Genomic DNA, 23,974 nt, shown 5'->3' with positions numbered 1-23,974 from the left:
CGATCCCTCTGGATCTAAGTGCTTCTATGAGGCGCGCGTTGAGGGCAGGCCAATCGCCGAAACGAGCCGGCTTTGCCGGGATCGCTTCATCGGAGGCTATATCTCCCCGGAGGGAGTAAATCCACTGGATAAAGCTCTCGACCTTTCTGTCCATGACAAAATAAGTTTACCAGTTTCTTTAGGAAATGGGCATGGATTTTGAGTAAAATTTATTAGACAGGATCTTTAAAGGAGTGAGGGCATGTCCAGTTTAGCGGCGGTTTTCCCGGTGCTTTTCATGATGGCTCTAGGATGGATGTTGAGGCGCACTAACTTTTTGAGCGACACGACGCAGCGCGAGATGAACGCCATACTATATTGGTTCATCCTGCCGATGTTTTTGTTTCGGACCGTCTTTTTGGCCAATAGCTCAGGTGGCGATTGGAACCTATTTTGGGTGCTTTACGTATCTTATATGCTGCTGCCCATTGCGGCCTGGATTTTATCTCCCTGGGCCCGCAAAGATCGTCGCAAACTGGCTGTATCGCTTCTCGTGTCAAACAGGGGCAATCAAGTCTATATGGGCTTGCCCGTGGCTACACTTGTCTTTGGAGAGGCTGGAGCGGCGGCTTTCTCTCGTTTTTTCGCGGTAGGGATAATGGGATACCAATTCCTTCCCCTCATCTGGGGACAAATCGGCCTTTCGGGTAAGATATCGCTCCGTTCCATGATCGACACAGCGAGGGGCGTGGTGACCAACCCGATGGTCTTGGGATGCTTGGCTGGTTTTTTGGCCTCCGAGATTGGCATTGAGGAAATCCCAATTTGGCTCGACGAGACCTTTCGCATAGCTGGTGACATAACCACTGGCCTGGCCCTCCTTTGCCTCGGAGCTACATTGAGGCCGGAGGCCTTCCTCTCTTCTTTATCTGCTACGTGGAGGGATGCCGTGGTAAAATTATTTTTACAGCCTGCGCTCACCTGGGTGCTCTTTTGCATCTGGCCCGTCGATCCGGTGCTTGAGCGAACGACCGTATTGGTCTCTGCCATGCCGATAGCGGCAAATGCCTTTGTGGTAGCTAAAGGTATGGACATGGATGCCCAGTATACGGCAGAGGTCATCATGGTAAGTAGCATGTTGTCTTTAATTACGCTTCCCTTATGGATCTATATTTTGACCACTTGGTGAGCCCTTGATACCATATATGGGTATGTGTTATACTTGGCAGCGAACGACAGGAAGCTAAATTTTAACGCATGCGCGAATAGAAGGAGGGTTTTTGATGACAGTTAAGGTATATAGCACACCTACCTGTCCATGGTGCGACAGGGTAAAGAAGTATTTAGGCGAACTTGGTGTAGAATTTGAAGAGGTCGACGTAAGCACAGATCGCGCCGCGGCCATGGAAATGGTTAGGAGGACCCATCAAATGGGTGTGCCAGTGGTCGAAATAGGCGACCGTTTCATAGTTGGCTACAATCCGGAAGCAATAGAGGAGGCCTTGCGCGCAGAAAGTCTGCTGTAGGGCGCTTGACTCCGCATAGTTCTTTGTGATAAATTTACTCTAAGATCACCTCCGAGCCCGTTTTGCCTAAGGGATTTTATCCTATGGCGGCGGGCCGTCAGGGCATCTTCGGAAACGGAGACGCCTCCCGCATTGGAAAGGAGGAGAAAGTTGAAGGCCATCTTCCGTGCGGGGGAAGGTGGCCTTTAGGTTTTTCTGTAGCTCCATCACGGCACGGAGGGGCTCGCAAGAGCCCCTCACCCCCCAACAAAATTAAACTTAAGGAGGAGGTATGCAAGATGGGCAGATTTTTCAAGAGGGCGTCATTGGTCTTGGCATTTATCGCCGTCTTTGCTGCTTGCGCTGCGGCGGAAACTCCGGTTCTGCGCATGGCTACCACTACCAGTACGGACAATACGGGACTTTTGGATTATCTGGCGCCGCTATTTAAGCAGGATACCGGCATAGAGCTTCAATGGGTAGCCGTAGGCACTGGCAACGCTCTTGCGCTGGGTAGAAACTGTGACGTAGACATACTTTTCGTCCACGATCCCGAGTCGGAGGAGGAATACATGAAAGGGGGATACGGAGTCGATCGCAAGCAGGTTATGTACAACGACTTCGTCATCATAGGCCCCAAAGATGACCCGGCCGGCATAAAGGGCAAGTCGATTAAGGAAGCCATGAGCATCATTGCCTCCAAAAAGGTTCCCTTCACAAGCAGGGGGGACAAATCCGGTACACATATGAAGGAACTGTCGCTGTGGAAGACCGCTGGCGTCCCTGTACCCGAAAAGGAGCAGTGGTATATCCAAACGGGTCAAGGTATGATTCAGACGATAAACATAGCTGCCGAACATAACGGCTATACACTGACTGATCGTGGGACGTTCATAAAATATGAAGATAATCACAAAGGCAATCCTCCACTTGTCATACTGGTGGAAGGGGACGAAGCTTTGCTGAACCAGTATAGCGTTATCGCGGTTAATCCAGAGCGATGCAAAGAAGTGCATTACGATCTCGCCACCAAGTTCATCGAATGGATCACCTCACCCAGGGGGCAACAAGTCATAGCGGAATTCAAACTCTTGGGAAAACAGCTTTTCTTCCCCAACGCTAAGTGAGAATGTGATATTTTTATATTGAGTATGTTTTCGTAGGTAGGATTTCATCCACGATCTCCTACCTACGACAAATTTTTGGTGGTGAGCGATGGATTACATTTTAGAAGGATTGATCAACGGCATCATCCTACTCGTTTCGGGTGATGAGGAGACATACTCAGCCATCTGGACTACGCTTAAGGTCTCCACCATGTCCATCATTGCGAGCCTGATCATCGGCATACCCATAGGGTTTGTTTTGGGCTATTTCGACTTTCCCGGCAAAAGGATTTTGAGGACGATATCGGATACACTTCTTGCCATGCCCACGGTCGTTGTTGGGCTTTTGGTATATGCCTTTATCTCGCGCAGGGGGCCTTTGGGAAGTTTGGGGTTGCTCTTTACGCTGCCGGGAATTGCCGTGGGCCAGACCATTTTAGCTCTTCCGATCGTGGTTTCTTTAACAGCCGAGGCAGTTGAAGGGCTCGATAGGCAGCTTAAGCTCACATTGCTCACGCTCGGCGCGAGAGGGAGACAATTAGCTATTTCCAGCCTCTGGGAGGGGCGTTATGCTGTGCTTTTGGCCGCCGCGACGGCCTACGGGAGAGTTATATCTGAAGTGGGCGCTTCAATGATGTTGGGCGGCAACATAAAGTGGCACACCAGAACGATGACGACAGCCATATCGCTTGAGACCGCGAAGGGAGAGTTCGACATGGGCATCGCGCTGGGCCTCGTACTCATGCTCCTGGCCTTAGCCGTAAATGCCGCCCTCTCGGCGTTTAAAAAGAGGGCTGCCCAATGAAGGCTCTCTACGAGCTTTCCGGCGTTAAACATAGATATAACGGCAGGCTGGTCTTAGACGTCCCTCATCTTGTAATAGAAGAGGGAGATATCGTAGGGTTGGTTGGCCCAAATGGCAGCGGTAAGAGCACGCTGCTTAGAGTCTTGGCCTTTCTTGAAGTTCCGTCCGAGGGAACTTTGCGCTTCGATGGCGTGCCGGTAGGCAGCGAGGGCGAGCCTCCGAGGCGGGAAGTAACGTTGCTGCTCCAAGACTCTTTCCTCCTCAAGAGGTCTGTCTTCGATAACGTGGCGTATGGGTTAAAGGTCAGAAAAGAGAAAAACCTGAGGAAAAAGGCCTTCGAAGCGTTAGAAATGGTCGGACTTCCACCGGAGGAGTTCACCCATCGCCCTTGGTACGCCCTATCGGGTGGAGAGGCGCAGAGGGTAGCCTTGGCCGCCAGGTTGGTTTTAAGACCTAAAGTCCTTTTATTGGATGAGCCTACGGCGAATGTAGACGAGGCGAGCGCCACCCTCATCAAGGAAGCCGTACTGCGCGCCGTCAAGGAATGGAGAACGACCGTGGTCGTGGCGACCCACGACCTCCTTTGGCTCTATGAAGTTGCCAAGAACGTGCTGAATTTGTATCAAGGGCGGATTGCCGCTCAAGGAACCTCTAACCTAATATCGGGCCCTTGGCGGCCCCTAAACGATGATCTATGGGAAAGGGTTTTCCCCGACGGACAACACATACTTGCGGTTTCTCCTCCGAGCGAGACTGCCACGGCAGTCCTCGATCCATCGGACATCGTAATCGCTACTTCACCTCCGGCAAAAGTGTCCGCACAGAATGTGCTTTCGGGCAGGGTGACGCAGATGCTCCTGGATAACGGCGGCGGAAGGGTAGCCGTGACGATATCGCTTGGAGGAGTGAGTCTGAGGTCGACAATTACGCCACGGGCGGTTAAAGAGCTCTCGATTCAGCCAGGCCAGCGCGTTTGGGTTTTATTTAAGGCTACGGCGTTGCGCTGGCTTTGATGTGTATTGCGATTTCACCTATACATGGTAAGATAATTCTTACAAAACCGGCACAAATGGAGGGGGCTTTTTTGAGAACCGTTTTTGTGCTTAAGTTAGCTGTCATCTTAGGCATTTTAATGGCATCATTAGGGGTTTTAAGTCTTCCTTGCCAAGGAGGTGAAGTAGATATGGCCCTTAAGGTGGAATCGCCGGCGTTTTCTAACGGTGGAAGGATCCCTCAGAAATATACGTGCGAGGGGAAGGATATATCGCCCGAGCTCAGGTGGGAGGGTGCCCCTTCAGGGGTAAAGAGTTTTGTTCTTATAGTAGATGACCCCGATGCGCCGCGCGGGACTTTTACCCATTGGGTGCTGTTCGATATACCAGCTGTCGAATCAGGTTTGATCGAAGGGAGCAAGCAGGGAAAGCCTGGTCGCAACGATTTCGGCAAGCTCGGTTACGGCGGTCCGTGCCCGCCTAAGGGGCATGGCGTTCACCGCTATTTCTTCAGGCTCTACGCCTTAGATATTCCTTCGCTCGGCCTTAAAGAGGGCGCTTCCAGGGCTGATGTGGAGGCGGCTATGAAGGGGCATATTTTAGCCCAAGCCGAGACGATGGGGTGCTACGAGCGATAGAGGACAAGAATAAAAAGACGACATGAAAGAAAGCTTTTGTATCCTGGCTTCAGCAACATGCCGAAGCCGGCAAGGGTAAGTGTGATGCAACAAGCCCCCACAAAGATCGAAGGTGGATTTTTTGAGAAAGTTTACGATCTCCTTGACTGGTAACGACGAAATTTCTTTTTCCTCTCCTGTGGGAGGACCCGAAGTGCTCGCTGCCAGCGGATATGAGAGTCGGAGGAACGTGGTGGCGTGGCGGGTTAATCATTATTTGCGCAGCCTTGACTGGACCATAGACGATGACGCTGTAGTCGAGTTTGTGGACACGAGCAGTTTTGAGGGAATGGAAGTCTATCGCAGGAGCCTGAGCTTTCTCTTGGTATTAGCCTGTAAGAGGGCCTTAAACCAGGACATCTTCATCCGCCATTCGTTGAGTGATGGTTACTATTGCGAGCTTCCCTCCGGTTTCCCGTCGGAGGAAGACGTGGCGCGCGTCAGGAGGTTGATGGAGCAGATGGTGGACATGGATCTGCCTTTCAGGAGAAAGCTCGTGCCTATCGATCAAGCTAAGCGCGTCTTCGAACGTCAGGGCAACGCAGATAAAGCCAGGCTCCTTCAATGGGCTGCCATAGACCCTGTGGAGGTTTACTGCTGTGCTGACGCGCACGGTTTTTTCTACGCCCCCCTCGCCCCGTCCACAGGCTACCTCCGCGTCTTCGACCTCGTTCCGTATGGAGGGGGAATGGTGCTCTTGTTTCCTACGGTGGCTTATCCGGATGGCTTGCCCCCCTTTCAACCGCCTAAGAAGCTAGCCGAAGTCTTCCGCGAGTATACCGAGTGGCTTGACATATTAAACGTGAGCACCATGGATAACCTCCATAAATTGGTAGCGGAGGGCAAGGCCGGAGACCTGATCCTTACGTCCGAAGCTCTCCATAGCCAGCGCTTGAGCCACATTGCTAAAGATATCGCTTCTCGGTCTCGAGTGCGCTTAGTGTGCATGGCAGGTCCTTCGGGCTCAGGAAAAACCACAGCCTCTCTGAGGTTGCGCATCCAACTGCAGGCGTTGGGGAAACGGGCTGTGACGCTTGCGCTTGATGACTATTTCTTAGAGCGAGATCGAACCCCAGTTGATGCGGAGGGAAACTATGACTTTGAAGCCCTGGAGGCGCTCGACATCGAACTTATCAACGATCACCTGAGGCGCCTCTTGGCAGGAGAGGCCGTCCGCCTCCCTCGTTTTAATTTTCTCACGGGCAAGCGCGAATGGGGAGAGCTGTTGCAGTTGGGTTTCAACGCAATATTGATAATAGAAGGGATCCATGGCCTCAATGAAAAGGTGAGTGAAAGCGTTTCTGACGATGAAAAGTACCGCATATATGTTTCTCCGCTTACCGCGTTGAACCTGGATCGCCACAATCGTACCAGTACCACGGACAACCGCCTCTTACGGCGACTTGTGCGCGATTACCGTACGAGGGGGAAATTGCCAGAGGTTACGCTGCGCCAATGGCCTTCTGTGGTGCGCGGGGCTCAAAAGCATATATTCCCGTATCAAGAGAGGGCCGATATAATGTTCAACTCGGCTCTGGTGTACGAACTCTCTACCCTCAAAGGCTATGCGGAACCGCTGCTTTCTACCATACCGGAGGAGTCGCCGGTCTACGGCGAGGCGAGGAGGTTAATCTCCTTCCTGCGGTTCATCCCTTTCTTTCCCTCCGATCGGGTACCAAATGATTCCATCTTACGAGAATTCATTGGCGGTAGCTGCTTTTCCGCCTAAAGATTCAGAACCCTCCTGTACTTCTGTATCCATTCGTCAAAAATGGACGGAAAAATAAACAACAGTTGACAAAAAGAAGTGAGGCTGGTATAAATATTACTGACCTCATGGCGGGAGGGATTTGTATGTGGGTAAAGGACTCGTGGGGCAATTGGTACATGGCCGGACAAGAGGCTATCTCGAGCTGTTTTAACACAGTATCCTTCTGGGAAAAGGACGAAGTGGGCAATTGGATGCTCTGTGCACCCAAAGAGCGCGCTTCGCTTGAAGGCTCCGAAAACAAAGGGCTTTTAGCGCATATCGGCCGCTGAGATTGTCCCGGTTGGGATCGAGAGGCTTGACGTTCACATATCAGGCTAATGATAGGTTATTTGCATAGGATGCCTGAAGAGGGCGTCTTTTTTTATGCCTTCTCTTTGTGATTATTGCCATGCGTGATATCATCGCTATCGTCAGCATGAGGGGGTGGCAGTGTTATGAAGAGAATTGCTGTACTGACCAGCGGAGGCGACGCACCGGGCATGAACGCTGCTATAAGGGCAGTGACGCGAGTCGCAATCTATCACGGTCTTGATGTTGTGGGAATTCGTCGCGGCTACGAGGGGCTTTTGGACGGTGATGCCATTCCCCTTACCCAAAGTTCGGTAGGGGGGATAATACATCACGGAGGAACGATCCTCAGAACGGCGAGGAGCGAACGCTTCAAGAGATCCGAAGGAGTGACAGAAGGACTTGCCAGACTCAAAGGGATGGATGTGGATGCGCTGATCGTCATAGGGGGTGAGGGCTCTTTTAGGGGAGCTTGGGAGTTGGAGAAGCGCGGCCTGCCAACCGTAGGGGTTCCTGGTACGATAGACAACGATTGCGCCGGCACCGACGAGACGATAGGCTATGACACAGCAGTAAATACGGCTCTCGAAGCTGTTAAAAAATTGCGCGACACGGCGAGCAGCCACGATCGGCTATTCATTATAGAAGTGATGGGACGAAACTCGGGCTTTATAGCCCTGCAGGTGGCTCTTGCAGGTGGCGCTGAATGTGCACTTCTTCCGGAGGTGCCCTTCGATGTGGAAAAGGTATGCCAGAAGCTCAATTATGCCAAAAAGCGCGGGAAGACCCATTCGCTTATCATAGTTGCAGAAGGCGTAATGTCGGCTCAGGAACTTGCCGGAAAGATTCTCGATACCGGAGGTTACGAATCGCGCATCACCGTATTGGGACATATACAGCGCGGTGGAAGTCCTACCGCCTTTGACGCCGTGCTCGGCTCACGCCTCGGCGCACATGCAGTAGAGGCGCTGTTAGAAGGTAAAAGTGGGGTTATGGCTGGGGTGACGTGCGGTCAAGTGACTACTTGTCCGCTGCCCGAGACGTGGGAGAACAAAAAGAGGCCGGATCTATCATTGCTTGAGCTGCTTAATGCCTTGAGCATTTAACGGCTCTGTTGCTTGTCTGGCGGCGAATATCGTCCTACGGCTTTTCTGAGGATTGGCATAGCTGTTACGGCTAAAACTGCCCCGATCCCCGTCTGTACGACGTCGGTGGCTATCTCTATCAGAATTGCCTTTGGGCCGTAAAGCAAACCCGCCACGGCAGCATAGCCTGTTATCATAACTGAAGCTCCGGCCAGCAAGGCGATGTTGCGGCTTTTACGAGCAAAGTGCCCCACTATGAAACCCTCTGCACTCTTGATTGCGAGGGTAAAGGGGGCCCAGAGCGGATAGCCCAAAAGCAGGTCGGCCAGCGAAGCACCGAGGCCGCCGCACATTGCCCCATAGCGACTTCCCCAAGTAAGGGCTATAATATAAATGACCCCTTCGCCCAGATTGAAGTAGATGCGGAATCCGGGCATCGGCACGTGAAGTGCCGTGGCTGCAACTACGAGCGATGTCAAAATGGCCATTAGGGCTAATTCATTCACCTTGTTGGACATTTCGCTACCTCCCACGAGAGGTCGGAGAACAAGATGCCTTTCGGAAAATAACCTTACAAAGCTTGCAATATATTGCGGATGAGCTATAATAACGCACAAATCCTCCGAACTTTTGTATCCTCAAGTATGCGGCGATCTGTTTTAGAGGCCAGGTTTTGAAGAAACTGGCACAGCAACGATGGTGTATTCCTAATGTGTTTTATTTATAACGAAGGTTATATTTGTTATTATATTTTACAATTTCATAAGGAGCCGTGAGACAATATGCACCTCTTCTTGGATACCGCCAATCTCGAAGAGATACGACAAGGAGTTAGATGGGGCGTGGTGAGCGGGGTTACCACTAATCCCTCTCTTGTGGTCAGGGAAGGGAACGTGGACTTCCATCAGCGTGTGAGAGAGATAGCAGAGATTGTAGATGGGCCGGTAAGTGCTGAGGTGATTTCAACCGACGCTGACGGCATGATTCGCGAAGCCCGCTTCCTCTCTTCGATTCATCCCAACGTTGTGGTCAAGATTCCGATCACACCAGAAGGTATGGCGGCGGTGAGAGTTCTATCCAAAGAGGGTATACGCATCAACGTAACTCTCGTCTTTAGCCCTCAACAAGCCCTGTTAGCGGCTGCGGCCGGTGCCGCTTATGTAAGCCCTTTCATCGGCAGGCTGGACGACATAGGAGAAGACGGGATAGGATTGGTGCGGGACATATCGGCGTTATTTCGCATTCAAAGTATAAAAACTCAAATTATAGCGGCTAGCGTGCGGCATCCGCGACATGTATATGAATCAGCCTTGGCCGGAGCTTCCATTTGCACCATTCCTTTTAAAGTATTGGAGCTCTTGTTTCGCCATCCTCTGACCGATGTAGGGTTGGAGAGGTTCTTGGCTGATTGGGAGGGATACGAGAGGCATCATGAACGAAACAAAGGGTGAAAGGGACGGACAAGCACTTTTAGAAAGTGTGGGGGGTGAATTCGAAGAGGTAAAGAGCGTACCGAGAGCGACGAGATATACATATTCGCGCCTAACAAGCATGATGTTGGCCGATCTTAAAAAGGTCGCCAGAGAGATGAGCATCCCAGGCATTTCAATGCTTCGGCGCAAAGATGAGATCATTATCGCCATTCTGACTCGTCAGGCTGAAATGATGGGGCTCAGATTAGGCGGAGGAACGCTTGAGATATTAAACGACGGCTTTGGTTTTTTGAGGCCTAAGGGCTTATTGCCCAGCGAACACGATATATACCTTTCGGCCTCTCAGATCAAACGCTTTGGGCTACGCAACGGCGATGTGGTTTGGGGGTTTGTGCGTCCGCCGAAAGAACAGGAACATTACGAGGCGCTCCTGCGCGTTGAGATGGTAAACTTCGCTGACCCTGAGATAGCCCGCAGGCGTCCTATGTTCGAGAAACTGACCCCAATCTTCCCCGACGAGAGATTGAGACTTGAAACGACCCCCGATTGCCTCACCACTCGGCTGATAGATCTCTTCGTGCCGATAGGCAAAGGGCAACGAGCCCTTATAGTTTCTCCACCTAAAGCGGGTAAAACCACAGTCTTAAAACATATTGCCAATGCAGTGTCAATAAATCATCCAGAAGTGATCATCATGGTGCTTTTAATAGACGAGCGCCCCGAAGAGGTTACAGATATGGCCCGCTCTGTCGATGGGGAGATTATAGCTTCCACCTTCGATCGTCCGGCGGAGGAGCACCTGCGCGTTGCAGGTCTGGCCCTCGAAAAGGCTAAGCGGATGGTAGAAATAGGCAAGGACGTCGTTTTGCTCTTGGATTCCATTACTCGCTTGGCGAGAGCCTCCAACCTCGTGGTCCCCCCTTCGGGGCGTACCCTTTCTGGAGGTATGGATCCGGCAGCGCTTCACTTCCCTAAGCGGTTCTTCGGGGCTGCCAGGAACATAGAGGAAGGCGGAAGTCTGACTATAATAGGCACCGCTCTAATTGACACTGGGAGCCGTATGGATGAGGTTATATACGAGGAGTTCAAGGGTACCGGCAATATGGAGATTCACCTTTCGAGGAAGCTTGCCGAGCAGCGGATCTTCCCTGCCATCGATATACTCAAATCCGGCACAAGGCGTGAGGAATTGCTCATGAGCCCGGATGACCTCCAACGCATTTGGCTTCTCAGGCGACGCATAACCGGTCTTGACGAGGTGGAGGTGTTAAACCTTATAATAGAGAAACTGCGCCAAACCGATTCAAATCGCGCGTTTCTGGCCACGGTCAAAGCTTCGTAGTTAGTAGAAACATGGGCATTATGTTTCGCATTGTCTCACGATTCTGCAGGAGGTGGATGAACCTTGCTGGAGAACCGCCCAACCGAAAATAATTGGGATTCGTCAGGTCGTTCGCATTTTTTTATCTTTATTGCGCTTCTTTCTATAGTTGCCGTCTTTTTTTATGTAGCCGCCGGAAGGCGAGCAAACAGTTACTTTGGGTCACTTGGGGAATTTGCCTCTGGCAGTTCGTGGACGGCTGCGTTGGTGGTTAGGGAATCCATATCGCCTCTTTCAAGTGTTGGGGTGGGCCCTTTGGATGAATATGGCGGTTTGGACGTGAACGATCCCCCTCCGTTGGAGCCTGAGCAAAACGAAGAAGCGGATCCAAGGATGGGTAGCGAAAACGAGCCCCAAGAAAACGAAATAGAGCTCAAAGAAGAGCTTCCCCAGTGGTTTGAACACACAGTGCAGAAGGGTGAGACACTTTCGACAATTTCTTCTCAATACAGCATTTCTATCGAAGAGATAGCGCGAGCCAATGAGCTCAAAGATCCACACCGTTTGAATGAAGGTCAACTCTTGCTTATACCCACCTCATCTCAGAATGTTTTTTCGGTTTTAGAGGAGGTGAGGCGCCGCAGAGAGGAAAGAGAGAACAGGCTGAAGGAAGCTGAGCCAGTCAGGACGGAAGAATATATTATTAAAGAAGGCGATTCGCTTTGGTCTGTAGCCAATACCTACAATCTTGATATAAACACGATATTTGGGTGTAACGAGCTAAAAAACCCGCACCTTTTAAAACCGGGCATGAAGTTACGCATCCCGAATCAGGACGGCATCTTCTACAAAGTGAAGAAAGGTGATACGCTGGAAGGCATAGCCAAGCGCTTCGGCATATATCAAGAGACTATTCTCTCGGCAAATGCCATGTCAGATAGTTCATCCTTAGTGGTCGGGATGGAGATATTTCTTCCCAGAGCCAAACCGCCCGTCAGTTTAGACAAAGGCGGGCCTTCGGGCAGCGTTAGGTCTTTTCGTTGGCCGGTGAGTGGGCGCATAAACAGCGGTTTTGGTTGGCGACGCGATCCTCTTTCCGGCAGGCGCAATCTTCATACAGGCATAGACATAAAGGCTCCTATCGGCCGCACGGTTAGGGCAGCTGCCTCGGGAAGGGTCGTTCACGCCGGGTGGATGGGAGGATATGGCAGGACTGTAGTTATAGACCACGGGAATGGCTATACAACTCTTTATGCACATTGCAGCGCCCTATTAGTGAAGAGGGGACAGCGAGTTTCATCTGGAGACGCTGTGGGTCGAGTTGGCTCCAGCGGGCGTACCACGGGGCCTCATCTTCACTTTGAGATTCGGTCAAACGGTTCTTCGGTGAACCCCTTGAAGTTGCTTCGCTGATGAGAATGACCGTGCCGCCTTTTAAGCGAAATTGCTTATGGCGGCACTTTTGAAAGAGGATATACTAGAGCCAGAGGTAGCTCCTCTGGCTCTATTTCATGATCGGCTATGAAAGGGATAATGTAAAATAGCCCTGATGTTACGACAGAGGTGAGGAGCGGGATGGGCAAGTTTATTTTTGTTACAGGAGGAGTAGTTTCGTCTTTAGGGAAGGGGATCACGGCGGCTTCGCTCGGTGCCCTTTTAAAAGCGAGGGGATATAAGGTCTCGGCCATCAAATTTGACCCTTACATCAATGTAGATGCTGGCACAATGAACCCATATCAACATGGAGAAGTCTTCGTCACGAGCGATGGTGCCGAGACAGATCTGGATCTGGGGCATTACGAGCGCTTTATCGATGAGCCTTTGTCGTCTGATAATAACGTTACCACTGGGAAAGTGTATTCAGCGGTTATATGCAAGGAAAGGGCTGGCAAATACTTGGGCGATACCGTCCAAGTGATACCGCACATAACGGATGAGATCCAAGGTCGCATGCTCAAGGTGGCTGAGAAAAGCGAGATAGTGGTCGTTGAGATAGGTGGCACCGTAGGAGACATAGAGGGGTTGCCGTTTCTTGAAGCCATCAGGCAAATGGCCACCAAGGTAGGAAGGGATAACGTGCTTTACTGTCACGTTACGCTTGTGCCCTATGTGCAGTCGGCTGGAGAACTCAAGACAAAGCCTACACAGCACAGTGTCAACGAACTGCGCAGGATAGGCATTCAGCCGGATATTATCGTGTGTCGCTCTCAATGCGTCCTCTCTGAGGGTGTACGCGACAAGATAGCTCTCTTCTGTAACGTGCCGAAGGAGGCCGTTATCGAAGCGCTCGATGCTGATTCCATCTACTCTGTGCCCATACGTTTACACGAGCAGCATATAGATGAGCTCGTCTTGAAACATTTGAAGCTTCCCTTCAGAGTAGATCCGGACTTGACAGAGTGGAACCGCTATGAGAAGAGGCGTCGTAGCCTGAACGAGTGTGTCGAGGTAGCCATGGTCGGTAAATACGTGAGCCATAAAGATGCATATCTCTCTGTCGTTGAAGCGTTGACTCATGCGGGTGTGGCGAACGGTGCGGCCGTGCATCTCCGCGGTGTTGAAGCGGAGGAGGTGTACGATCGCGGTGCGGAATCTTTCTTGAGCGACGTACATGGGATAATAATTCCGGGTGGTTTCGGCTACCGCGGCGTTGAGGGGAAAATTGCGGCGGCTCGATACGCCAGGGAAAATAATATCCCGTTTTTGGGATTGTGCTTGGGCATGCAGGTGGCAGTCATCGAATTTGCCAGAAATGTATGCGGGCTGAAGTCGGCTCACAGCTCCGAGTTCGATCCGAATACGCCATACCCTGTTATACATCTGATGGAAGAGCAGCGCCACGTCTCCGATATAGGAGGCACTATGCGCCTCGGCTCTTACCCGTGTCGGCTCGTGCCGGATACGTTGAGTTATGCCGCCTATGGCGAGCCCGTTGTGAACGAGAGGCACCGCCATCGCTACGAATTTAACAATGATTATATAGAGACCCTTCGGGAAGCTGGGCTTAAAGTCGCCGGCGTGTGTCCAGACAAAAATCTTGTAGAGATCGTGGAGCTCGAAGGGCATCCTTGGTTTGTGGGGGTGCAGTTTCACCCGGAGTTCAATTCGCGGCCTGTAAGACCTCATCCTTTATTCAGAGATTTTGTTACCGCAGTATTAAGGCACGCTCGTATGAAAGTTAATCAATTGAGTTAGATAAGAAAGGGGGTTAAGTTATGATCGGAAGACGAGGGCTTTTGTGTGCTGTGCTTGTATTCTCGTTTATCGCAGGGATGGCCACGGCAGAAGGGGCCACCACAGAGGAACCTACGCCCTTTCAGGTATTGGAGAGAGTTGAAGGAATAGTATACGGAGAAGTGAGGAGCGGTGGGTTGATACCCAGATTGGGGCAGGTGGAAAAAGACCTCTTCGGCAGGGAACTCCCGGGAAGTATAGCAGAAAGACAGCAGGCCCTGCTCAATTTTCTGGAGATAGGTACAGAAGTCCAACCATCTATGCTTTTTAAGCTTGGAGTGGCCGAGTGGGCAGTTGCGCAGCGGATAATGGCTCAGAAAGACGCAAAAAGCCGCATCGAGGCGCTCGAAGTGCAGCTTGAGGGCGAACGACGGCCGGAGGGAGCGCTTGCCATGCGCCTGGAACGCCTTGTTACGCTGCTCCTCCCCGAGGGGGTAACGTGGAGCGATGTGAACCTGCCCGCTCGTATTGCTTTTAGGGTCCGTTTTTTGGACACTATCACTCCTAAGCTCGCCAAGGTGGGCGATCGCGTCCGCTTGGAGCTCGACGGCACCCTCGCTGTGGATGGAAATTTAGTCGCTGCCAATGGTTGTCTGATCTTTGGACACGTCGAGGAGGTGAAACCCCCTCGCAGCTTTGGGCGCGCCTCAGAGGTTAAGTTTGCCTTCGATCATCTCAGGCCCTTGGGACCGCACGAAATACCAATCGTGTTGGGTGAGGAAGCGAAGAAGGCCGCCGAAACAGATACCGCCGTGATGGCAGCGGCAGGTGCGAGCTTTTTCGGCCTCGTATTGTTAGGTCCGGTTGGGCTAGCCGGCGGTTTTTTGGTGAGAGGGGATGAAAAGGACATACCTGCGGGGACCCTCATTTACCTGGAAACATCTCAGGATACGCAGGTCAAAGGATATCCCGTCCCGGAAGGGCTGAAAGGACTCTTGCCTCAACCTCAGGCGGAAACCGTCGAAGCCTCTGGCGATGCGGGAGGAGTAAAACAATAAAGCGAAAAGGGTGATGGGATATGAAAAAAAAGATAAGCTCGCTCGTGATCGTTTTCCTTTTAATCGTTTCCTTATTCGTTCCAGCTAAACCCGCTTCGGCGATCGACCTCGGGGATATCATAGGTGTTGTCGGGGGCGGTTTGATAGTCGGCGCCCTGGCCGACGAGATAAACAATTTCATCAACACGGTCACGTTAAACAGGGGCGCCAAAAACGAAGACACGACGAAGGTGGTCCCCATAGTTTCTCTGGGCCAGGGAACCCGCATTGGGGCTGCCCAAGTCTCTGGGCCCAAGGATGCGGTGGAAGAGACGAAGGCCGTAGCTCAGATTGAGGTAAGGTTCAAAGATCGTTTCAGAGTCGAAATATTGATCCCTGTGGACTCGGCTAATCCAATTAAGAGCTTCCGCAGGGTCCAGAAGGTGGGCGTGTCTGCCCTTGTAGATTACAAGCTATAGGGGTCGGGCTATGCGGCGACGCCTCGCTCTCTCGTTGATGTTGGTGCTTTCTTTCGCTGGGACTCTCTTTGCCCAGGACGGAGATGGTGAAAAAGTGAGCGAGATCCTCGATAAGTGGACTGCCTTTCATTGGGCGCCGGATTGTCTCATATGGGCGGTCCACTATCCTGATGAAATTGTCGATCCATGGGTGGCTTTAGAGGCTTCGCGTCGCGGCCTCTCTTCAGAAGAAGCTGCCCGATACAGGGCTAACTTCATCCGCGATTTGCGCCTCGATTCCTCGGAGCCGTTTCTTGTGACCGTATATCACTTCGGCGTCGGACCGTTGGAATTTGCACCGTTCTCCGAACGCATAGCGCTCTTGCTGCCGTCAGGAGAGCGAATCAAGCCGTTTTTTTACGAACCTCAATTCGATGGACCGATAAGCGGCGTAGTCCAAGGATTAGTCTTCTTCCCCAAGCAAGAGCGAGAGGATTTTGAACTGGTCGTATCGGGCTTAGGGAAAAAAGAAAGGCGCTTTTCTTTTAAAGGGCGCGTCGCCCCTGAAGAAGCGCCCACCGTTAAACCCGTGATAGTCCAGCTGCCGTCGTTGAATGAGATGCCTAAAGAGAAAACGCAGGAAAAGCCCAGTGCTCCTGAAACACCGAAAAAGGCTGCCCCCAAACCCAGTCCAAAACCTGAGGTGCCCCCTCCTGACGAGCCACCGGTCTGGATAGTTCCTCCGAGTGCTCCCATTCCGCCGAAAGAAGAGCAACCATTGTCACCTCCGATGCAACCTTTGACATCGGAGAAAAAAGAATCGTCGACAAAAGTTCCTTCCAAGGAGGAGGTCGTAAAACGCTTCTTAGAAGCCTGGGCTGCGGGAGATACCGAAGAGATGTATTCCTTTCTCGACGAGGAGTCTAAAAAGCGGTATCCTTTGAAAACCTTTGAGGAGCGCGTTATGGACAATAGTCTGCGATGGGCATTGAAGGACGGTTATACGACGGAATGGCTGGCTGAAGATAAGGTTAGGGTTGTAGCTGTGCAGAAGCTTTTAGTGATGCGCCTCTTAAGGAGGGTGGATCTCTCCCTCGTCCGCCACGAGGAGGAATGGAAGATTGCGTGGTAACGTTCTACGATGGTTGATACCCTTAGCGCTTTTGGGCCTTTTGGCGGTGCTTTTGGCGCAAGACCTTTCCCTTCCCGACCGCACGGTGCAGGAGAAGGTCAAAGAGGGGAGAACATTGGAAGGCGTCAGCATGAGACGCTCCGACGCCGCTGGAGAGTGGACAATTAAGTCGAGCGTGGTGAGAGAGGAAGACGACTTTTACGTGGCCGAGCCGCTTGAGGTGCTGCTTGAAGCCGATGATCAGACATGGCAGGTTTTTTCCAGGTTGGGAAAGATTGCCAAAGATGAAATGGCCGAAAGTTTCATGTATGAAGCGAGCGGCGATATCGAATTTCCGTCATCTAAGGTCCATTGGGTGGCTTCGGCGGCGCGTTGGAATCCGGAGTCGTCGTCTTGGTCCTTCCCTGAGGGCATAACGGCTGAAACGGGGGAGTTTTACGTGAAGGCCCCGAGGGGGAAAGTAGCCATCACCGGCCAGATGTGGCTCGAGGGAGGAGTTTGTGCCAAATGGCTTCGTCCGTGAGAAGGATTTTGGTCTGCCTTGTCCTCTTGACTTTTTTCGGATCTCCGGCTTTCCCTCAAGACGACGAAAAGGAGAAAATCACGCTCGAGGCCGATTATCTCGTCTATGAGGAGGCCGAAGGGATTGCGCGCGCCGAAGGCAACGCCAAGCTCCGCACGAAAGATATGACGCTATACGCTCCCCACCTGGAATATCACGTTTACGAGCAAGCGGCGAAGGCGACGGCGGGAGATGGCGGCGAGGTCGTTATGCTCTCGGATGGGAAGCGCCTTTCCGGCGAGCGCCTCGAATATGACCTTTTATCCAAAGAGGGAATATTGTATAACGCATCAGGTCGAGCTGACTCAGTGTTCCTCAGGGGGGGTTCTCTTGAAGTTGCCCCTGCAAGAGCTGCCATGCAGAGAAAGTGGATCTCGAAAGGGGATGCAAAACGCGTTCCGCCCGAAGAGCAGGTAGGGCGGTGGAGCGATGTCTCCATAACTACCTGCGACCAGCCGAGGCCTCATTACAGGCTCGTCACGTCGCACGTCACCGTCATACCCGGTTACCGCCTCGTGGCGAAGAACCCTAAGATATATATAGGGGAATCGCTTTTGTTTTCGTACCCTTTCGAGTATACGGTAGATTTGAGGGAGAAGAAGGAGGGTGCCTCGGCTGTCCCGTTCCTCGCCTACGATAGCGACAAAGGCGTAGGGATGCGCCTATCCACTTCACTTTCCTGGAGCGAAGAGTTCGAAGCCGACGCCACCATATTTTATTGGACCAAAGAAGACTTTGAAGGAGAGATCTCCGGACGATATCGCCCGAACCCAGAGTTAGATCTCTTTCTGTTGAGCCAGTATACCTACAGCACCACCGACGATGAGAAGTTGTGGCGCCCTCAATGGGGAGCAAATTGGGTTCATCGAGGATGGACGGCGAACGTGCTCTGGTCTGAACGGGAGGATGTAGAGGTCGAAAAAGAAGCCGGCGTCACATACGAAGGCACGCTCTGGCGTTCCCCTGAATTTTCCCTTTCCAGCCCTTGGAAGAAGGTGGGGTCACACAACGAAGCCCGCCTGTTGTTATTTTGGGGCGAGTACGAAGAAATAGGGGAGTCGTATCGCCGAAGCGGGTGGGGGGTTGAGGCCCGCAGCGAAGAAGATCCGATGAACAACCACCGGATAAAGCCGTACTGGAGATTGCGTTATCTCTGGTGGGATTACGATCACGAGGACGACCTCCAGGAGATAACGAGCGCCAACGTGGGGTTTGCGTGGAAGGCCGGGATATTTTCCATGAGGACGGCATATTTAAGGCGATGGGTCAGCGGCAAGTCTCCCATGGACTGGGATGATTACGATGAGAGGGAGGAGTTGTACCAGACCATTTCCATGCCGGTTAAGGGAAAGTGGCACCTATCTCTGAGGGGAGGCTATGACTTGAGAGATAGCCACCTCGATGAGATGGTTTATCGCGTGATTTACGACGAGCATTGCTATCAATGGGAGTTTGTCTACGTGGATGATATGGTGGAAAATGATGACTGGGCGGGTTTGCGCCTGACGATAAAGGTGTATCCTAAACAACCGGTCTTTTTGAACGACAGAATGCGGAAGCTCGACGAGCTGGAAACGGAGCTGTGATCGTAGTGAAGGTGCTGTTAGCGTTCGGGGGCGAAGGTCCGGAGAGGGAAATATCTATATTGAGTGGCGAGGCGGTTCTTGCAGCACTTAGCGAAGGCGGACATGATGTTATTCAGGCCAATATAAATAAGCCTAAGGAGATCCTTCCATTTCTTGAAAGGGTAGCCCCAGATGTGGTTTTCCTCTGTTTTCATGGAGGGTGGGGTGAGGATGGTCGGATACAGGCGTTCCTCGATCTCTTGGGGTTCCCTTACACTTGCTCTGGTCCGGAAGCTTGCACCCTTGCTATGGACAAAGAAGCGAGCAAGGCCATCTTTTGCCACTGCGGTATTCGCACCCCCTTTGGGATAGCCCTCGATGCAGGTGATGCAGATATACTGCCCGACAGGCCAGAGATATCGGACCTCTTGAGAGCGGGGAAGAGATTAGTTATAAAACCGACCTCCTGTGGTAGCACTGTGGGTGTGTCCGTAGTCTCTACAGCAAATGACCTTCTCGCTGCTGGAAGCGCAGCAGCGCACTACGGCCAGCGCATATTGGTGGAGGAATATATAGAAGGCAGAGAACTAACAGTGGCAGTATGGGACGGTGACGCCGAACCCATCGCTTTCCCTGTCATAGAAATAAAGCCTCAGAGCGGCTTTTACTCCTACGAGGCTAAATACACGCCCGGCAGAAGCCGCTATGTCGTTCCGGCTTCGCTCGAAGGTTGCGTTTTAAAAGAAGTCCAATCTGCCGCTATAAGAGCACATCTGGCGCTGGGTTGCCACATTTATAGCCGTGTGGACATAAGACTTGGAATCGACGATAAGCCCTACGTACTTGAGGTCAATACGATTCCAGGTATGACGGCCACAAGCCTAGTGCCCAAGGCAGCCAAAGCCTACGGCTGGTCTTTTCCGGAGCTCGCATCGAGGATGGTCGAGGCAGCCCTCAAGGCTGCGCCTCCAAAGCGCAGGGGTATCGTTTTATTTGACGCGAATGTCCTGGATCTTTAGCCTTCTGACCCCTCTGGGGACTCTGACGACCACTTCTTCCCCCACTGTCGATCCTATCAAAGCCTGTCCTACTGGACTTGCCGCGGAGATGCGGTTTGACTTTGGATCAGCTTCCTGTGTGCTTACTATCGTGTATGTGACTTCCTTGTCCAGGTCTATATCGTATAATGTGACTGTCGTCCCCACCATGACGCGGCTCGTGTCGACCTCGTGGCTATCTACGACCTTTGCCTTGCTCAATTGATATTCCAGCCATTGAATTCTGCTTTCTAGTTTATCTTGAGCTTCTTTTGCCGAATGATATTCGGCGTTTTCGCTGAGGTCGCCGAACGAACGGGCCTCTTCAAGCATCTTCGCGATTTCTTCTCTTCCTTCGCTTCGAAGGTGCATCAGCTCGGATTTGAGTTTTTCGTACCCCTCCCTTGTCATAACGATAGAATCAGTATTTGTCGCTCGACTCGTGGCCATCGCTGTCAAATTCCTCCCAATATGAGAAGTAGCCCTAAAAACGCTACAGGCAAGAAGGAATTTTATCAGAGAGAGGTCACAATATCAACCGCACGGGATCGTCTGAAGCGCAGCCTGACGTTTAAAGGAAGGATCAGGCATTTGTGGCGGTATAACCCCAAAAAGGTTTGAGGTTATTACTGCAGTTGAAACTGTACGGGGACGAGAAATATGGGTCCAGAGCATTCCCTGAAGCGCCACTCTTTGAGCGCACGCGCTGCCGCTTGGTCCAAAAGCGGGTATCCGCTACTCTCGACTATGCGCACTTCCTCTACAGCTCCAGAGGGATTGACTTTAACCTCGAACAGGACGGTCCCTTCCTCTCCACGGCGCCTCGAAGCCAAGGGATATACAGGTTTTACCTGTTTCACGACATCGCTTTGTGCGTAGAGCCTTGCTCCCCCCTGTAGCGTGGGGCTGTTATTATTTATCGATGAAGGTGCCGGTGAAGGCGTGCCATTGGCATCTTCTTGTGGCACAACGGCTTGCTTCGATGAGGCGGTTCCTTCCTGTGCGGAGTCCGTGCGGGACTCTCCTTTGGATTGGGTGGCAGGTTTTGTATTTTCGGGTTCCGAAGTTTTTGGCTTTACTGCATTTTCAAGTTTTTTGACCTCTTTTTGGTTTTTCCCCAATGTTTTAGATGTGTTTTTCGCTTTTGCGGTTGTATCTTTTTTTGCATTGTTATTACTTATCTCTTTCTCGTCTTCCTCAGCTTTAAAAGCTTGCCCCGTCTTCGATTCTTCAAAAGCAGGCGCCGGTCCAATGTGTTCTTCCATCTTTCCTGCCTCCGCATGGGCCGTAAGCGCCGGCATCCTAACCAGTTTGACGGCAATTTGCCTCTGCTTTGGCTCTTCCGGCAGACAAAAACAAAGGGCCGCCCAAGAAAAGACAAGCACATGAAGAAGCAAGCTCAGCGCTATCGGAAGGGTCCAGCGCTTCACGGCGACTCTCCACCTACGGCGAGGCTCACATTTTCTATGCCTGCTTTTTGAAGCGAATCGAGGACAGAGACAACTGCGCCGTAGTTTGCCTCCTCATCGCCGGCGATCAGGATGGGTTGCCCTTTATCGCTTGCACGACGGGCTAAGCTGGACACTTCCTCGAGCTCGGCAGGCTTTCCGTTCCATAGCAGAGAGCCATCCTTTTGCACCACTATAACGTTCGGGGTGCCCGCAATAGAGGATCCGCTCACCCGTGGGAGATTAACATCTATCCTGCCCTGGACGAACGCCGCCGTAAGGACGAAGAAGAGGATGAGCATGAAGAGAGTGTCCACGAGTGGCGTCAGGTCCACATCCGGCCCGCGTCGCTTGGTGCTATGGCGCATTTTCACTCACCTCAGCCACTGCTTCGACGAGAACTCGTGCTGCCTCTAAAGCGCGAGGGCCCGGATGAAGGATCGCATCGTTTTTAACCTCTGCTATGCCCAAGATGTCGAGCGGCAGGTCAGAGAGTAACCTCCCTACGGCATCTCTGTCAGGGGACATTCCCCTCTCGGCCTTGGCCAGGATCACTATCTTGGGGTTTAAGGCCAAGAGTTTTTCTCTACTCATTTGAGGAAATGTGTAGCGGATGGAACCGGCAGCGTTGGGTAAGCCTATCGCTCGCATGATGTCATCCAAATAACTGTAGCCTCCAGCCACGATGAGCGGCTCATGCCACACCACGACAAGGATCGATGGGGCACCGTCTCGATAACGACGTGCGACCTCCTCCTTTAGGTTTTCCAGGCCAGAAGTTATCTTACCCCAGAGCGCTTCGGCGGCATCTTCCTTTCCTATGGCCTTCCCCAATGCAAGGATGGATTCCTTTACGTTATAAAGCCTTCGGTGCATCGTAAGCTCAAGCGTCTTTATCCCCATTTCAGATAGCCTATCTAATAGTTCTCTATGGAACGTTTTTATGCCTACCACCAAATCCGGTTTTATAGAGAGGATGCGCTCTATCGACGGGTTGCTGTAACCACCGACGCTCGGCAGCTCCCTTACGACCTCCGGGAACGTGTCGTAGTCTGTTACTCCCACGACGCAGTTACCGGCTCCCAGTAAGAATAGCGTCTCCGTTATGGCTGGTGCCAAAGAGACAATGCGCTGAGGTTGGTTTGCCCCATTTGCAGGAGGGGCGAGAAATGCGATTAGAATGAAAGCCAAAAATGCATGCCTAAGCATCACGAATATTTTCGCCTCTTAGCAGTTTTTCCCTGAGGATAAAATCTGCACCTCGGGATAGCGTTTCCTCGACCATGTCAACTTTGGAAGAGAGATATGCGTAAGCGAGAACGACCGGTATGGCTACGGAAAGCCCTGCCACCGTGGTCAAGAGGGCTTCCCATATGCCAGATGCGAGATACAGCATGTCAGCCCCGCGGCCTGCGGAAATGGTGCGGAAGACTTCCACCATGCCTAAAACGGTCCCCAAAAGCCCCAAAAGCGGTGCCACGCGGGCTATCGTCGACAGCATCTCCAGGCCGCGCTCCCAACGGAAAAGTTCTCGCCTTTTCTCTTGCTCGAGAAGGATCTTTACTGCTTCCACATCCGCTGCCCAATGGTCCACGGCTGCCTTAAAAAGGCGATGCAACGAGGAGTCGCGAGACCTTGTCAGTTCGCTTGCCCTCGCTCTGTCGCCTTCGTATATGGCTTGTGCTATTTTCCTTTCCACCTCCTCTGGTTCAGCCCAAGCCTTCTTGAAAAAGACGAGGCGCTCTATTATTATCGCACCAGCCAGGACAGAAAGGCCAAATATAACCCACATCAATGGCCCACCCAATTGCATGACCGAAAGTATTTGCAAGGCTTATGCCTCCTCTTTGTAGGCAATTTCGAGTATCATTATAACCGGTGGTCGAGCTGTGGTATGATACAAAAACACCGAGCTTAGTTAAGTGTAGATGTGAGATGCTCGGTTTATGCCGAGAAAACGGATTTTCAAGGGTTTAACGACGACGATATGATCTTATGTGAAGGAGGGAATGACATGCGTCTGGCAGACCGAAGGGAGCGCCTTATGGGAGAGGGAGCCTTTGACGTATTGGCAAAGGTGAAGGAGCTTGAGGCACGGGGCAAAAATATAATAAGCTTCGCTATAGGAGAACCGGACTTCGATACGCCCGCGCACATTAAAGAGGCAGCTATGGAGGCCCTGCGCCGAGGGGAAACCCACTATAGTCCATCCGCCGGTATAAGACAGCTTCGGGAGTCAGTGGCGCGCTATATCGAAAAGAGTAGGGGTGTCCCGGTGAGGCCGGAAGAAGTCGTGGTCTGCCCCGGGGCCAAACCGGCCCTCTTCTGTGGCATCTTTTGCTGCGTGAATGAGGGGGACGAGGTAATATATCCATCCCCGTGTTTTCCCGCTTATGAATCCCTCGTGCGTTATGTGGGAGCCGTGCCGGTGCCTCTTCCGCTGAAGGAAGAGAGGGCCTTCAGCTTCGATCCTAAAGAGCTCGAAGCGCTCATAACTCCTAAGACAAAGATGATAATCATAAATACGCCGCAAAATCCGACGGGAGGCGTGCTGCCGTCCTCGGACCTCGATCTTATTGCGGAACTTGCCGTAAAGCAC

26 protein-coding genes and 1 riboswitch are annotated in these 23,974 nt (G+C 52.1%); of the genes, 20 read left to right on the top strand and 6 right to left on the bottom strand.

Going from position 1 to position 23,974, the window contains the following annotated elements; translation table 11 throughout:
- Positions 1-241 precede the first annotated feature (241 nt).
- From EZM41_RS03090 to pfkA, 9 genes are all read left to right on the top strand, one after another.
- The gene (locus EZM41_RS03090) at positions 242-1,168 is read left to right on the top strand and encodes an AEC family transporter (protein WP_198469407.1); all 927 of its coding nucleotides are present in this window, start codon (positions 242-244) and stop codon (positions 1,166-1,168) included.
- A 94-nt stretch (positions 1,169-1,262) separates the two neighbouring features.
- On the top strand, positions 1,263-1,505 hold the full coding sequence (locus EZM41_RS03085) for a glutaredoxin family protein (protein ID WP_198469405.1): 243 nt from the start codon (positions 1,263-1,265) through the stop codon (positions 1,503-1,505).
- A 37-nt stretch (positions 1,506-1,542) separates the two neighbouring features.
- A riboswitch (molybdenum cofactor riboswitch) is annotated at positions 1,543-1,664 on the top strand.
- Positions 1,665-1,783: 119 nt separating this feature from the next.
- Positions 1,784-2,611 (top strand): substrate-binding domain-containing protein, encoded by an 828-nt coding sequence (locus tag EZM41_RS03080; RefSeq protein WP_198469403.1) that lies wholly within the window; start codon positions 1,784-1,786, stop codon positions 2,609-2,611.
- Between the two features lie 88 nt (positions 2,612-2,699).
- Positions 2,700-3,395: an ABC transporter permease gene (locus EZM41_RS03075; RefSeq protein WP_198469401.1), complete on the top strand. Its 696-nt coding sequence runs from the start codon at positions 2,700-2,702 to the stop codon at positions 3,393-3,395.
- Positions 3,392-4,408: an ATP-binding cassette domain-containing protein gene (locus EZM41_RS03070; RefSeq protein WP_198469398.1), complete on the top strand. Its 1,017-nt coding sequence runs from the start codon at positions 3,392-3,394 to the stop codon at positions 4,406-4,408. The genes EZM41_RS03075 and EZM41_RS03070 overlap by 4 nt, the downstream gene beginning before the upstream one ends.
- Positions 4,409-4,578: 170 nt before the next feature.
- On the top strand, positions 4,579-5,025 hold the full coding sequence (locus EZM41_RS03065; protein ID WP_232619015.1) for a YbhB/YbcL family Raf kinase inhibitor-like protein: 447 nt from the start codon (positions 4,579-4,581) through the stop codon (positions 5,023-5,025).
- A gap of 121 nt (positions 5,026-5,146) precedes the next feature.
- Positions 5,147-6,793, top strand: coding sequence for a nucleoside kinase (locus tag EZM41_RS03060; protein ID WP_198469396.1), 1,647 nt, complete (start codon positions 5,147-5,149; stop codon positions 6,791-6,793).
- Between the two features lie 125 nt (positions 6,794-6,918).
- Positions 6,919-7,104: a hypothetical protein gene (locus EZM41_RS03055; protein ID WP_198469393.1), complete on the top strand. Its 186-nt coding sequence runs from the start codon at positions 6,919-6,921 to the stop codon at positions 7,102-7,104.
- Positions 7,105-7,269: 165 nt separating this feature from the next.
- Positions 7,270-8,229 carry a 6-phosphofructokinase gene (gene pfkA, locus EZM41_RS03050; protein WP_198469390.1) on the top strand — a complete coding sequence of 320 codons (960 nt, stop codon included), beginning with the start codon at positions 7,270-7,272 and terminating at the stop codon, positions 8,227-8,229.
- Here pfkA and EZM41_RS03045 read toward each other — a convergent pair.
- Entirely contained in the window at positions 8,226-8,726 is a 501-nt protein-coding gene (locus EZM41_RS03045) for an ECF transporter S component (protein WP_198469387.1), read from the bottom strand. The genes pfkA and EZM41_RS03045 overlap by 4 nt on opposite strands.
- 264 nt (positions 8,727-8,990) lie before the next feature.
- Here EZM41_RS03045 and fsa point away from each other — a divergent pair, with 264 nt between their 5' ends.
- From fsa to EZM41_RS02995, 10 genes are all read left to right on the top strand, one after another.
- Positions 8,991-9,659, top strand: coding sequence for a fructose-6-phosphate aldolase (gene fsa, locus EZM41_RS03040; RefSeq protein WP_198469384.1), 669 nt, complete (start codon positions 8,991-8,993; stop codon positions 9,657-9,659).
- Positions 9,640-10,983 (top strand): transcription termination factor Rho, encoded by a 1,344-nt coding sequence (rho, locus tag EZM41_RS03035; RefSeq protein WP_198469381.1) that lies wholly within the window; start codon positions 9,640-9,642, stop codon positions 10,981-10,983. The genes fsa and rho overlap by 20 nt, the downstream gene beginning before the upstream one ends.
- A 63-nt stretch (positions 10,984-11,046) precedes the next feature.
- Positions 11,047-12,375 (top strand): LysM peptidoglycan-binding domain-containing M23 family metallopeptidase, encoded by a 1,329-nt coding sequence (locus EZM41_RS03030; protein ID WP_232619014.1) that lies wholly within the window; start codon positions 11,047-11,049, stop codon positions 12,373-12,375.
- A gap of 162 nt (positions 12,376-12,537) precedes the next feature.
- Positions 12,538-14,157 carry a CTP synthase gene (locus EZM41_RS03025; RefSeq protein ID WP_198469378.1) on the top strand — a complete coding sequence of 540 codons (1,620 nt, stop codon included), beginning with the start codon at positions 12,538-12,540 and terminating at the stop codon, positions 14,155-14,157.
- A 20-nt stretch (positions 14,158-14,177) separates the two neighbouring features.
- Positions 14,178-15,194 (top strand): hypothetical protein, encoded by a 1,017-nt coding sequence (locus tag EZM41_RS03020; protein WP_198469375.1) that lies wholly within the window; start codon positions 14,178-14,180, stop codon positions 15,192-15,194.
- 20 nt (positions 15,195-15,214) lie between these two features.
- Entirely contained in the window at positions 15,215-15,652 is a 438-nt protein-coding gene (locus tag EZM41_RS03015) for a hypothetical protein (RefSeq protein WP_198469372.1), read from the top strand.
- Between the two features lie 10 nt (positions 15,653-15,662).
- A complete protein-coding gene (locus EZM41_RS03010) occupies positions 15,663-16,763 on the top strand; it encodes an NTF2-like N-terminal transpeptidase domain-containing protein (protein WP_198469369.1) in 1,101 nt (366 codons plus the stop codon).
- Complete coding sequence (locus EZM41_RS03005; RefSeq protein ID WP_198469366.1) at positions 16,753-17,286, top strand: hypothetical protein; 534 nt, start codon at positions 16,753-16,755, stop codon at positions 17,284-17,286. The genes EZM41_RS03010 and EZM41_RS03005 overlap by 11 nt, the downstream gene beginning before the upstream one ends.
- A complete protein-coding gene (locus EZM41_RS03000; RefSeq protein WP_198469363.1) occupies positions 17,271-18,911 on the top strand; it encodes an LPS-assembly protein LptD in 1,641 nt (546 codons plus the stop codon). Before EZM41_RS03005 ends, EZM41_RS03000 begins: the two co-directional genes overlap by 16 nt.
- A 5-nt stretch (positions 18,912-18,916) precedes the next feature.
- On the top strand, positions 18,917-19,909 hold the full coding sequence (locus EZM41_RS02995; RefSeq protein WP_198469360.1) for a D-alanine--D-alanine ligase: 993 nt from the start codon (positions 18,917-18,919) through the stop codon (positions 19,907-19,909).
- Here the strand turns inward: EZM41_RS02995 and greA are convergent.
- The 5 genes from greA to EZM41_RS02970 all read right to left on the bottom strand — a co-directional run bounded on the left by greA (position 19,880) and on the right by EZM41_RS02970 (position 23,206).
- The gene (gene greA, locus EZM41_RS02990) at positions 19,880-20,377 is read right to left on the bottom strand and encodes a transcription elongation factor GreA (protein ID WP_198469357.1); all 498 of its coding nucleotides are present in this window, start codon (positions 20,375-20,377) and stop codon (positions 19,880-19,882) included. The genes EZM41_RS02995 and greA overlap by 30 nt on opposite strands.
- A 176-nt stretch (positions 20,378-20,553) precedes the next feature.
- Positions 20,554-21,357 (bottom strand): TonB family protein, encoded by an 804-nt coding sequence (locus EZM41_RS02985; protein ID WP_198469355.1) that lies wholly within the window; start codon positions 21,355-21,357, stop codon positions 20,554-20,556.
- Positions 21,354-21,743: an ExbD/TolR family protein gene (locus EZM41_RS02980; RefSeq protein ID WP_198469352.1), complete on the bottom strand. Its 390-nt coding sequence runs from the start codon at positions 21,741-21,743 to the stop codon at positions 21,354-21,356. The genes EZM41_RS02985 and EZM41_RS02980 overlap by 4 nt, the downstream gene beginning before the upstream one ends.
- Positions 21,733-22,584 carry an ABC transporter substrate-binding protein gene (locus EZM41_RS02975; RefSeq protein ID WP_232619016.1) on the bottom strand — a complete coding sequence of 284 codons (852 nt, stop codon included), beginning with the start codon at positions 22,582-22,584 and terminating at the stop codon, positions 21,733-21,735. Before EZM41_RS02975 ends, EZM41_RS02980 begins: the two co-directional genes overlap by 11 nt.
- Entirely contained in the window at positions 22,577-23,206 is a 630-nt protein-coding gene (locus EZM41_RS02970; RefSeq protein WP_232619013.1) for a MotA/TolQ/ExbB proton channel family protein, read from the bottom strand. The genes EZM41_RS02975 and EZM41_RS02970 overlap by 8 nt, the downstream gene beginning before the upstream one ends.
- A gap of 183 nt (positions 23,207-23,389) precedes the next feature.
- Here EZM41_RS02970 and EZM41_RS02965 point away from each other — a divergent pair.
- Positions 23,390-23,974 (top strand): aminotransferase class I/II-fold pyridoxal phosphate-dependent enzyme (locus EZM41_RS02965; RefSeq protein ID WP_198469346.1); only part of this gene is annotated, 585 nt, incomplete at its 3' end.

Origin of the sequence: Acetomicrobium sp. S15 = DSM 107314, assembly GCF_016125955.1 — a bacterium.
GTDB lineage: Bacteria > Synergistota > Synergistia > Synergistales > Thermosynergistaceae > Thermosynergistes > Thermosynergistes pyruvativorans.
Note: the sequence above shows the minus strand (reverse complement) of the source record. Positions and strands in the feature narration are given on the sequence as shown.

Bases quoted from the DNA above. Each gene is read 5' to 3' on its own strand.
- EZM41_RS03090 (WP_198469407.1), top strand. From the start codon at position 242: ATGTCCAGTTTAGCGGCGGTTTTCCCGGTGCTTTTCATGATGGCTCTA.
- EZM41_RS03085 (WP_198469405.1), top strand. From the start codon at position 1,263: ATGACAGTTAAGGTATATAGCACACCTACCTGTCCATGGTGCGACAGG.
- EZM41_RS03080 (WP_198469403.1), top strand. From the start codon at position 1,784: ATGGGCAGATTTTTCAAGAGGGCGTCATTGGTCTTGGCATTTATCGCC.
- EZM41_RS03075 (WP_198469401.1), top strand. From the start codon at position 2,700: ATGGATTACATTTTAGAAGGATTGATCAACGGCATCATCCTACTCGTT.
- EZM41_RS03070 (WP_198469398.1), top strand. From the start codon at position 3,392: ATGAAGGCTCTCTACGAGCTTTCCGGCGTTAAACATAGATATAACGGC.
- EZM41_RS03065 (WP_232619015.1), top strand. From the start codon at position 4,579: ATGGCCCTTAAGGTGGAATCGCCGGCGTTTTCTAACGGTGGAAGGATC.
- EZM41_RS03055 (WP_198469393.1), top strand. From the start codon at position 6,919: ATGTGGGTAAAGGACTCGTGGGGCAATTGGTACATGGCCGGACAAGAG.
- pfkA (WP_198469390.1), top strand. From the start codon at position 7,270: ATGAAGAGAATTGCTGTACTGACCAGCGGAGGCGACGCACCGGGCATG.
- EZM41_RS03045 (WP_198469387.1), bottom strand. From the start codon at position 8,726: ATGTCCAACAAGGTGAATGAATTAGCCCTAATGGCCATTTTGACATCG.
- fsa (WP_198469384.1), top strand. From the start codon at position 8,991: ATGCACCTCTTCTTGGATACCGCCAATCTCGAAGAGATACGACAAGGA.
- rho (WP_198469381.1), top strand. From the start codon at position 9,640: ATGAACGAAACAAAGGGTGAAAGGGACGGACAAGCACTTTTAGAAAGT.
- EZM41_RS03025 (WP_198469378.1), top strand. From the start codon at position 12,538: ATGGGCAAGTTTATTTTTGTTACAGGAGGAGTAGTTTCGTCTTTAGGG.
- EZM41_RS03020 (WP_198469375.1), top strand. From the start codon at position 14,178: ATGATCGGAAGACGAGGGCTTTTGTGTGCTGTGCTTGTATTCTCGTTT.
- EZM41_RS03015 (WP_198469372.1), top strand. From the start codon at position 15,215: ATGAAAAAAAAGATAAGCTCGCTCGTGATCGTTTTCCTTTTAATCGTT.
- EZM41_RS03010 (WP_198469369.1), top strand. From the start codon at position 15,663: ATGCGGCGACGCCTCGCTCTCTCGTTGATGTTGGTGCTTTCTTTCGCT.
- EZM41_RS03000 (WP_198469363.1), top strand. From the start codon at position 17,271: ATGGCTTCGTCCGTGAGAAGGATTTTGGTCTGCCTTGTCCTCTTGACT.
- greA (WP_198469357.1), bottom strand. From the start codon at position 20,377: ATGGCCACGAGTCGAGCGACAAATACTGATTCTATCGTTATGACAAGG.
- EZM41_RS02980 (WP_198469352.1), bottom strand. From the start codon at position 21,743: ATGCGCCATAGCACCAAGCGACGCGGGCCGGATGTGGACCTGACGCCA.
- EZM41_RS02975 (WP_232619016.1), bottom strand. From the start codon at position 22,584: ATGCTTAGGCATGCATTTTTGGCTTTCATTCTAATCGCATTTCTCGCC.